Origin of the sequence: Streptomyces sp. NPDC005574 (genome assembly GCF_040605435.1) — a bacterium.
Classification (GTDB): Bacteria; Actinomycetota; Actinomycetes; order Streptomycetales; family Streptomycetaceae; genus Streptomyces.
Map to the genome: position 1 here is coordinate 1 of NZ_JBEXCW010000165.1, position 9437 is coordinate 9437.

Annotated in this window: 11 protein-coding genes and 2 pseudogenes; 7 read left to right on the forward strand and 6 right to left on the reverse strand. The window is 67.5% G+C overall.

What is annotated here, in order from left to right; all coding sequences use genetic code 11:
- Positions 1–26: 26 nt before the first annotated feature.
- Positions 27–479 (reverse strand): DUF5707 domain-containing protein, encoded by a 453-nt coding sequence (locus tag ABZT03_RS41580; protein WP_356049116.1) that lies wholly within the window; start codon positions 477–479, stop codon positions 27–29.
- A gap of 740 nt (positions 480–1219) precedes the next feature.
- Between ABZT03_RS41580 and ABZT03_RS41585 the strand changes: the two genes are divergently transcribed.
- The 3 genes and pseudogenes from ABZT03_RS41585 to ABZT03_RS41595 all read left to right on the forward strand — a co-directional run bounded on the left by ABZT03_RS41585 (position 1220) and on the right by ABZT03_RS41595 (position 2148).
- On the forward strand, positions 1220–1489 hold the full coding sequence (locus ABZT03_RS41585; RefSeq protein ID WP_356049123.1) for a GlsB/YeaQ/YmgE family stress response membrane protein: 270 nt from the start codon (positions 1220–1222) through the stop codon (positions 1487–1489).
- Positions 1490–1554: 65 nt separating this feature from the next.
- Positions 1555–1791: pseudogene (locus ABZT03_RS41590) on the forward strand (DUF6233 domain-containing protein); the annotation flags it as partial.
- A gap of 93 nt (positions 1792–1884) precedes the next feature.
- Positions 1885–2148, forward strand: coding sequence for a hypothetical protein (locus ABZT03_RS41595; RefSeq protein ID WP_356049129.1), 264 nt, complete (start codon positions 1885–1887; stop codon positions 2146–2148).
- 324 nt (positions 2149–2472) lie between these two features.
- Here the strand turns inward: ABZT03_RS41595 and ABZT03_RS41600 are convergent, their stop codons facing one another.
- Together ABZT03_RS41600 and ABZT03_RS41605 are read right to left on the reverse strand one after the other, a co-directional pair.
- Positions 2473–2922 (reverse strand): CAP domain-containing protein, encoded by a 450-nt coding sequence (locus ABZT03_RS41600; protein ID WP_356049187.1) that lies wholly within the window; start codon positions 2920–2922, stop codon positions 2473–2475.
- Positions 2923–3213: 291 nt separating this feature from the next.
- Positions 3214–3762: a hypothetical protein gene (locus ABZT03_RS41605; RefSeq protein WP_356049134.1), complete on the reverse strand. Its 549-nt coding sequence runs from the start codon at positions 3760–3762 to the stop codon at positions 3214–3216.
- Positions 3763–4039: 277 nt separating this feature from the next.
- On the opposite strand from ABZT03_RS41605, the gene ABZT03_RS41610 reads away from it, so the two are divergent.
- A complete protein-coding gene (locus tag ABZT03_RS41610; protein WP_356049138.1) occupies positions 4040–4594 on the forward strand; it encodes an RICIN domain-containing protein in 555 nt (184 codons plus the stop codon).
- A gap of 314 nt (positions 4595–4908) precedes the next feature.
- Here the strand turns inward: ABZT03_RS41610 and ABZT03_RS41615 are convergent.
- Both ABZT03_RS41615 and ABZT03_RS41620 read right to left on the reverse strand, forming a co-directional pair.
- Positions 4909–5295, reverse strand: a pseudogene (locus ABZT03_RS41615) (transposase); the annotation flags it as partial.
- Positions 5296–5340: 45 nt separating this feature from the next.
- On the reverse strand, positions 5341–5751 hold the full coding sequence (locus ABZT03_RS41620; protein WP_356049148.1) for a helix-turn-helix domain-containing protein: 411 nt from the start codon (positions 5749–5751) through the stop codon (positions 5341–5343).
- 100 nt (positions 5752–5851) lie between these two features.
- Between ABZT03_RS41620 and ABZT03_RS41625 the strand changes: the two genes are divergently transcribed.
- Positions 5852–6709: an alpha/beta hydrolase gene (locus tag ABZT03_RS41625; protein WP_356049157.1), complete on the forward strand. Its 858-nt coding sequence runs from the start codon at positions 5852–5854 to the stop codon at positions 6707–6709.
- Between the two features lie 229 nt (positions 6710–6938).
- On the opposite strand, the gene ABZT03_RS41630 is transcribed toward ABZT03_RS41625, so the two are convergent.
- Positions 6939–7787, reverse strand: coding sequence for a helix-turn-helix transcriptional regulator (locus tag ABZT03_RS41630; protein ID WP_356049165.1), 849 nt, complete (start codon positions 7785–7787; stop codon positions 6939–6941).
- A 136-nt stretch (positions 7788–7923) separates the two neighbouring features.
- Here ABZT03_RS41630 and ABZT03_RS41635 point away from each other — a divergent pair, with 136 nt between their 5' ends.
- Entirely contained in the window at positions 7924–8778 is an 855-nt protein-coding gene (locus tag ABZT03_RS41635; RefSeq protein WP_356049172.1) for an NAD-dependent epimerase/dehydratase family protein, read from the forward strand.
- Positions 8779–9096: 318 nt separating this feature from the next.
- Positions 9097–9437 (forward strand): SDR family NAD(P)-dependent oxidoreductase (locus ABZT03_RS41640; RefSeq protein WP_356049180.1); only part of this gene is annotated, 341 nt, incomplete at its 3' end.

The following is a 9437-nucleotide window of genomic DNA, read 5'->3' on the forward strand; positions in this document are numbered from 1 at the left end:
CCTGCCACATCCCGGCCAGAGCTACGTCAGCGGACGGTGAAGCCGGCTGCCTCGTTGTCGAGGGTGGTGGTGCCGTTGTTCGCTTCGGCCAGGACTGCGATGTGCCAGGCGCTGTGGGGGGAGGATGCCGCGTCGGTGGGGGTGACGGTGGTGGTGTAGGTGCAGTGGACGGTGTGCTTGCCGGCCGGCGTGCAGACGGCTCTCCCGGCGGCGGCCATGTCCTTGGCGGTCAGCTTCTGCTCGGCGAGCGAGGAGGCAGCCGGCCAGGCCAGGACCTTGACGCTCTTGACGCCGGAGGAGGCGGAGACGTCGGTGGTGAAACTCAGCGAACCGTCACGGTCACCGGCGGGGGCGCTGTAGCGGGCACTGCTGTGCGTGAGGGCGGGAGGCTGCTCCCCGGCATAGGCGAGAGCGTAGGCGCCCGCGCCTCCGACAACGACGACACCGGCGGCGACAGACACAGCGATACGTCGGGACATTGGAAGGTCTCCCCATCAGGCTCAGTCGGCCGAACAGGCCCTGTATGCCTGTTCGTTGCACTGATCATCGCCCCGCGGCCGTGCGCCGGGCCTGAGCCCAGATACTCAACTGGGCCTGAGTAAACGGCGCTTACATGGCCGCGCGTGCTCCACTTTGCGGTGGTGGCTGTCTGAACAGCAGGTCTCCGTCTGCCCGGCCGCAGGCCCTGAGGCGGCATCTCCCACGAGGGCAAGACGCCCGTTGACGAGCTTGTCGGGGACGTACTCGGCGATGGGGGTGCCGACGACGGCACGCCGCTCGATGCAATGTCAGCCAGGGATGGTGGGTGGCGCGCGATCCGCGCCGGTCTACTCCTGGACGTCTTCGTCGTCGGTCGGATCCGCCACCGGTTGTTCGGGCGGTCGAAGTACGCCGTCCGTAGCCGCTCGGTCAGTCCGTCGGCCGGCGGGAGCCGCAGCTGCGTGCCGAGGCTCAGGTACACGCGCAGCGCGTCCACCTGCGCGGGACGCAGCCCAATCGCTTGTTCACTGGCCGCGACAGGGGCCTTGAGGCTGCCCCATCGGGCCGTTGATCGTATGCACTCGCTCAACGCCAGGGCCTGCTGCACCCGGTCGGCTGACACGTTGCGCGAACACCATCTCCGATTCCGCCCAGGCATGCGCGAGGTTTGAATTCGCGATCACGGAACACCCGGGTGTCCTGACAGAGTCTTTATACGACCAGGTAGGAGACACGCATCATGGGCATCATCGCCTGGATACTCATCGGTCTGCTCGCGGGCATCATCGCCAAGGCGCTCATGCCCGGCAGGGACCCGGGCGGCATCATCATCACGATGCTCATCGGTATCGCGGGTGGCCTTCTCGGCGGCTGGCTCGGCAAGGTCATCTTCGGCGTCGACTCCATCGACGGCTTCTTCGACCTCTCCACCTGGATCGCCGCCATCGTCGGCTCGCTCATCCTCCTGGCCCTGTACCGGGCCTTCACCGGCAACCGCCGCCACGCCTGACCACACGTCGAATCTGCGTCGAAACGGCTCCGTCCTCCAACGGGAGGACGGAGCCGGCCTGCGAGCTGGGGCCCCGGCGTCCGTCGGGCTGGGTGCTGGCCAAGGCCGGCGGCCGCGGGCCGAGCCGGGGCGTCGTTCACGCCGTGGACTGCACGGAGGCTCCGCCCGGGGCGCCGGTGCTGACCCTGGACCAGGCTCTGGATGCGGCGCAGCACCCAGGCACCCGGCTGCGCTCCTTGTGCGGCGCGGCCCTGGAGCTGGACCCGGTCCTCAAGGGCTTCGACGCCGGGTTCGACAGCTGAGCGACGTAATCAGCTGAACGGCTTCACCTGGAACGATCCGGCAATAGGGCCCAGCCCGAACGGAGTTGTCAGTGGCGCTGCCACCATCCCGTCATGCCGATCAGCCGGGAATACGCTCGCTCCCTCTTCGCGGACCTGACGCAGAACGCCATGGTGCCGCTGGACCCTGACGAGCTCCTCCACATGCCGGGACTGGCGCAGCACGGCCACGTCTTCTTCGGCGACATAGCCGTGCGCTGTTACAAGTACAAGGCGCGCTGGACGTATGACGAGCGGGACATCCGCTGCACCGGGCAGGCGTTCGCGGAGCTGCGCCTGGACCTGGACGACCTCGTCGACGTCCAGTTGCCCGCGTAACGTGCCTTCGCAGGGAGCGATCCGGAGGAGTGCAGCGGGTCGACTGGCGGCGTCGGCTGGTGTCGTGGATATTCGGGCTCGCCCGCCACAAGGCCCGGGACGGGATCCCGTACGACGAGTGGGACGACTCCTGGCAGCAGGTCGGGGCGAACGGACTGTCCGGGGACCTGACGTGGGAGGAGTTCGTCGCGGACCGTAGCTGGCGCTCGCAGAACCCGGGCGGCACCCGCCCGCCGCAGCTGCTGACCTGGTCCGGCGAGAAGTGGCTGTTGCCCGCACCGGGGCGGGGCTGTGACGCTGGGGAGGGAGCTTGCTTGTCTTGGGCTACGGTCCGCAGTGTCCCAAGTCCGCCACATAGGTTCCTGCGCCAGCTGCACCCGCGCCGCTCTCATCCGCCGCGCCAGGCAACGCCACTCGGCCAATCTCGGTGAGTCCCGGGTCCAATATGATGGCGCGATGGGTTGGACTGTTCATCCACCAGGTGAACGCGGCCCGTGGTGTGCCTCCGCCTCCCCAGCCCGTGTATGTGATCTCCGCGGAGGAGAATGACTGGCCTGGACAGTAGCCCGCGTACTTCATCCGACCCGCGGGCTTTGACCTGGTAATCGGGTTGGTGTGCGAGTCCTTACCTGGACCCCACCATTTCCAGCTTACGGCGGCGTTGGCGTGTGTCCTCGCTGCCTTTATCAGGGGCACGTTCAGTTTGAGAGCGGGCAGTCCGTGTTTGACTCGCTCAGCATTAATCAAGCAGTCCAGCGCGAACCGTAGGTTCATGTCATGGATTATCCAGCCGTGTCCGCGTGGGACTTCGTCGTAGTAGGCTGCATAGTCGCACGCCTGAGTGGGCTCACTTGGTGCGGCCTTTGCCTCCGGGGCGCCAACCTGAAAAAGCGCGGCAGACAGAGCGCCTGCCACAGCGAATGCCAATGTCGTCTTGACGTGTGAACGGTAATTTCTCACGGACGTCTTCCATTCTTTGTCGTTGACGGATTGCAGCGGCACAGCCACTTTCTCTTGACCTTTCAGGGAATTACGGCCGCCTGCCCAGCTCCGCTGACTAGCTATTCAGGCAAAGATCACAATGACCTTTTTTGCGTATCCGGCCCCCTGGATCGTCGAGTTGATCAGGGCATTACGATCGCCGTCTATCTGGTTCCTGCAGCGCGCATTCCAGCCGCCACCCGAGGCCTGATAGGCATCACGGATGGACTGGCGCGTAGCGCTTCTGTTCCAGTTGTGGTCTCGGGACCCCGACTCGAAGGTCCCGTGCACTCGGCCGCTCGTCACGAACACGAAGGCCGTGCCGTTGGCGAATCTCACGACGCAGACCCCGGCGAAGTTGTAGCCCTGCACGCCCGAGTTGTGCATGTGGCCGGAGTAGGTATAGGACCCGCTGCCGAAGACGCTCAGCGAGTACCAGCCGCCAACTGGGATACCTCCGCTGAAGGTCACGTTCCTGTTGATGACGACATCCGTCGACAGGATGGCGAGACTATCTAGCGCGAGGGATGGGGCGGACGCTGCCTCCGCAACAGTTGGGCCGAATAGGGCTCCTGTGGTCAGCAGAGCAGTTGCGAGGGCTGTCACGCCGCGGCGCTTGGGGACGCTCACCATGCCTCTGCCTCCTCGACATCGGAGGTGTTGGACTTTCAATGATTGAACCGTGATGCATTACCACTGCGGAAACCACTGACTGGTCTTTTCCGCCCCGTTACCAGCCGTCTTGACCGGTGCTCTACTTCCTCTGCATTAAGCCTAGTCAGTCAACCGTCTGCCCGCGCGGGCAGAGAACCAGCAGCCGCAGCAGCCCCCGCTCCACGGCGGTCATCCGATCCGCGTGTTCACCTCTTTGCGGAGCGGACCATCTGATAGGTCACGGTCGCGTTGTCGGATGCTATGGGTAGGCGTCAAGGGCGGCAGCCAGACCGAGGGCCCCGGCCCGTGCGAGAGCCACTCCTGCGCCATCACCTCTCTCAGCGGCAGCGGCACGGACCTTTCACTGAGCGTCACCAACCGCTCCGGGCTCGACAGGTTCCAATACGGATGGGGACTCGGCGGCTCCAGCGGCGGGAGCACCGGGGCACTGCGTGGGGCGGCCTCCGGCAGGTGCCTGGACGTGCACGCCGGCAGCACCGCCGACAACGCCCGGGCAGAGATCTGGGACTGCAACGGCAGCGCTAACCAGTCCTGGACCCTGAACTCCGCGAAGGAACTGGTGTCGGGCCGCGGCAACTGCCTCGACGCCTCCGGCGCCGGGACCGCAGCCGGCACCGCCGTCATCATCTATGGCTGCCACGGCGGCACCAACCAGCAGTGGAACCTCAACAGCGACAGAACTGTCACCAACGTCGCGTCCGGCCTATGCCTGGACGTCACCGGGGCCGAAACGGTCAACGGCACGCTGGTCGAACTCTGGAACTGCACCGGCGGCAGCAACCAGCAGTAAGCAGCAGCCATCCGACGCATGCGAGGAGTCAGGACCGACCGCAATAACGACTTGGTCCGAGATTGGGCTTTGGGCGTGCCGGCTTCGGCGAGCGCGGCGTGCGGGAGCCCGGTGCGTAGGTGGACCAGGGTGACAAGCCGGCGGTCGGTGAAGACCTCATCCGCCGTATGGCCGTCACCGACCTCACCGTCGCACTAGCGCTCGCCCCGTACGCCGCCTGGTGCCTACCAGCAACCGTACCCCGGTATGCCCGACCACCCCCGAACCATCGGCACTGACATGGAGCTTGGGACGCAACCCGATAGCCTGCACGTAGTGAAGTGCAGCTCGAACCTGGGGTGTTTGGCCAGCCAGGCCTTGATCGCCGGCGTTTTGTGGGTGCCGTAGTTGTCCGCGATCAGGTGGATCTGCAGGTGCGTCGGCACCACTTTGTCGATGCGGATTAGGAACTTCTTGAACTCCACGGCCCGGTGCCGGTGGTGCAGGGCCGTGATCACTTCACCCGTGGCCACGTCGAAGACGGCAAACAGCGTGGTCAGGCCATTGCGGACGTAGTCGTGGGTGCGCCGCTCGGGCATGCCCGGCATTATCGGCAGCACGGGTTGGGACCGGTCCAGAGCCTGGATCTGCGACTTCTCGTCCACCGAGAGCACCACCGCACCCTCGGGCGGGTTGAAATAGAGACCGACGGAGTCGTAGACCATCGAGTACCCGAGTCACCAGTGCTGAGCGCGGAGCCGGCCTGCCTATCCCTCATCGACCTCCTGGTCGGCGGCTTCGTTGGCGTGGTCGATCTCGGCCATGTGCTCCTCCGCCCAGGTCCGAAGCCCCGCAAGCGCGGCTTCAAGGGACAGCCCGAGTCCGGTGAGTCGGTAGAAGACCCGCGGCGGCACGGTCGGTTCGACCCGGCGCGACACCAGCCCGTCGCGCATCAGGCTTCGCAGCGTCACGGACAGCATCTTCTGCGAGACGCCGGGCATCCGGCGTCTCAGCTCCGCGAAGCGCACCTCGCCCGGTGCGGCATCGGCGAGCGTCTTGACGGCCATGGACGTCCACTTCGTACCTATGCGATCCAGCAACTGCCGCGTTGGGCACTTGGGATCGAACAGATCGCCGCGTACCCCGCGACCGGCGGCCCGGTCTCCTCGGGTGGTCACCTGTGGCTCACCACCTTCCCTGAAAGTGCCGTCTAGGAAGCGGTCGGACAGTTACCTATCGTTCTGTGGTCACCAATGGTAACCACTCGGGAGGGCCGTCATGCCCGTCACCACCACACACCAACTACGCCGCATCACGACGAACGGCGTCCAACTCAACGTCGCAATCGCCGGGGACGGACCTGCAGTTCTCCTGCTGCACGGCTTTCCGCACACCTGGCAACTCTGGAGCGGCATCATGGACCGACTGGCCGGGCAGTACCGGGTCATCGCCCCGGATCTGCGAGGCTTCGGTGCCAGTTCACGTGCCGTCGAAGGTTACGACGCAGGCACCCTCGCCGCCGACCTCGAAGGGTTGCTCGACGCACTCGGCGAGACCTCGGCAGCGGTGGTCGGTATCGACGCGGGCACCGCCCCCGGCGTTCTGCTCGCGCTGCGTCAGCCTGGACTCGTCCGGCGCCTGGTCGTGATGGAGGCACTGCTCGGCAGCCTGCCCGGAGCAGAACACGTCATCGAAGGCGGCGCCCCGTGGTGGTTCGGCTTCCACGCCGTCCCCGGCCTCGCCGAGACCGCCCTGGCCGGCAACGAGGCCCCGTACATCGACTGGTTCCTCAACTCGGGGACGCTGGGGCGAGGAGTGCCCGACGACATCCGTGCGGCCTTCGTCCACGCGTACACCGGGAGCGAGGCCCTGCGCTGTGCGTTCTCCTATTACCGTGCCCTGCCCACCAGCGCGCAGCAGATCCAGGACGCTGTCGCGACGGCCCGGCTGACCATGCCCACCATGGCCGTCGGCTCTCACCCCGTTGGCACCGGGCTCGAACGCCAACTTCGTCCCATCGCCGATGACCTGGTCGGACACCGTCTCCAGGACTGCGGCCACATCATCCCCCTTGACCGCCCCGACGCATTGTTCGCACTCCTTGCTCCCTTCTTCTCCGCCGATCTGCGGAAATGACCGGAGTGGGGCCGAAGGATCACGGCCGGCGGTGTGTTGTCGATCGCCTCAGCCAGTTGCTCGGCGTGGCCGCCGGGGAGGGGCTTGAGTGCGCGGTAGTAGGGGGGTGGTCGTCTTGCTGCCTGTGCCAGTGGCAGATGGTGTGCCGCCGTCGGCGCCAGATGGCGCCGAGTTGGGGATCGTGGGCATGTGCGTGGGCAAGGAGCGAACCTGAAAGGCGCGCACGCGTTCAGGAGCTCGTCGGCGTCAGGTCCTGCAAGCCCACCACCCGCAGCAACTGCAAGCGCTGGTACGACTCCGTGCCCGGGCGGGCCGTGTGGATGACGAGCTGCTGGTTGACGTCTGAGTTGACGAGAACCTCGCAGTCGAGTTCGAGGATGCCAATCGCAGGGTGCCGGAAGCGTTTCGTGGAGGCGCGGCGTACGGCGACCTCGTGTTCGTCCCAGAGGCGGGCGAACTCCTCACTCGTGGCCCGTAGTTCGGCGACGAGCGAGGAGGGTTCGGGGTCCGTGGGGCGGGCCGAGGCTACCGCTCGCAGGCCGGCGACCTGCTCGCGGGCGCGCTCGGGGCGGTCCTCGGGCGGGAAGAGCTCCTGGGCCGCCGGGTCCAGGAAGAAGCGGCGGATCATGTTGCGTCCTTGGGGCGGGCGGGCGAGGACGTCTCCGCTCAGCGCCCGTGACAGCGCGTTCTGGGCCAGGACCTCGCCGCAGTCGGTCACCACCATCGCCGGGGTGTCGTGCAGCCGGTCCAGCACCAGGAGCAGGCCCGGGCGCACGTGCGTGCTGGTCGCCTCCCGGCGCGGCGGCTGTTCACCGGTGAGGTGGAAGAGGTGGTCGGCTTCGTCCTTTGTCAGGCGCAGGGCGCGGGCCAGCGCGGTGAGCATCTGGCGGGACGGGCGCGGGCCCCGGGACTGTTCCAGCCGCGTGTAGTAGTCCACGGACATGCCGGCCAGCTGGGCCACCTCCTCGCGGCGCAGCCCCGGCGTACGGCGGCGGGCGCCGGCCGTGAGGCCCACGTCGGAGGGGTCCAGGCGGGCGCGAGCGCGGCGCAGGAAGTCGGCGAGTTCGGCTCGGTTCACCTCTCCAGGGTGCGGGAGGCCGGCCGGCTTATCCAGGGACTCCCGATCCCCTGATGAAGAGGTCTCTCCCGGTCGTTCCCGCATCCGCCGAGGCTGGTCGTCAACGACAGGCGACACAGTGCGTGAGGAGCACATCATGCTGACTTTGGTGACCGGTACGACGGGACAGGTCGGACGCCGCTTCCTGCCGAGGCTGCTGGCCCAGCGGCAGCCGGGCGAGCAGGTACGGGTCCTGGTACGCAACGCAGCCCGCGGCGAGCGCTTCGCGGAGCTGGGCGCCCAGGTCGCCGTAGGAGACATGCGCGACGAGGAGACGCTCGGCAAGGCGCTCGCCGGCGTAGACGCCGTCGTGAACATCGCCGCCTCCTTCCGCGGGGTGCCGGACGAGGACTCGTGGGCCGTCAACCGGGATGCCGCAGTGACCCTGGGCCGCGCCGCGCAGGCCTCCGGCGCGGAGCGGTTCGTGCAGGTCAGCACGAACAATGTGTACGGCGTCGGACGGGGCCGACCGCTGACCGAGGAGGACGAGAGCCGACCGGGCGGCGAGATGTGGGGCGCCTACCCCGAGTCCAAGGCCGAGGCCGAGCGCGAACTGCTCGCGCTCAAGAGCCTGGACGTACGCATCGGGCGGCTCCCCTTCGTTTACGGCGAGGGCGACCCGCACCTCGCCAACGTCTTGCACTGGGCCGAGCGCTGGGCGCCGCACCAGCGCCTGCAGATGGCCCACCACGCGGACGTCGCCCAGGGCCTGATGCGTCTGCTGTACGCGCCGGGCATCGCCGACCGGATCTACAACATCGCCGACGACGCCCCCGTCACCACGGTCGAGCTGTACCAGCTCAACGGCGTCGAGGTGCCCGCCGGACTCCACGAGCTCACGGACCCCGACCCGTGGCTCGGAATCATGTCCAACCAGCGCATCCGCCGAGAACTCGGCTTCCGGCCGATCTACCCCAGCGTCTGGACGGCCCGGGACGCCGGAGCCCTGTGACAGTCGCTGCGCGAGGTTGATCCACCCCCCTGATCCGCCCCACCCCCGCCACGCCGATCACGACCGCCACCAGTTACAGCACGATCGGCACCGCGCGGGCAGGAACCCGACACCCCCCAGGACCGGCCACTCCACGGGCCTGGCCGACCTGGTGCTCAAGCCCGGCATGAGCTTCGCCTCCGAGCCGAACTACGCCCTCGGGCGCCACCTGGCCCACCTCGGCGGCACAACGCTCGTTGACGAAGACGAACCGATCGAACTCACCCCCTAAACGGCGCGACTGCTGCCCGCCACCGGCCGGGTCTGAAGGAGAACACGATGACCACGATCCTGATCACCGGCGGCCACTCGGGAATCGGCCTCGCAGCCGCGACCGAGCTCGCCGCCCGTAAGGTCGATCTGATACTGGCCGGGCGCAGCCCCGACCGCATGCAGGCCATCGCCGACGAGTTGCGCGCCGCACACGGTGTCTCCGTCACCACTCTGGCATTGGACCTGTCCAGCCTGGCGTCCGTCCGGGCAGCGGCCAGGGATGTGTCCGTTACCAAGCTCGACGCGCTCCTCTGCAACGCGGGTGGCCGCTTCGACGGCGACGTCACGTTCAGCCCCGACGGGTACGAGACGACCTTCGCCACCAACTGCCTCGGCCACTTCCTGCT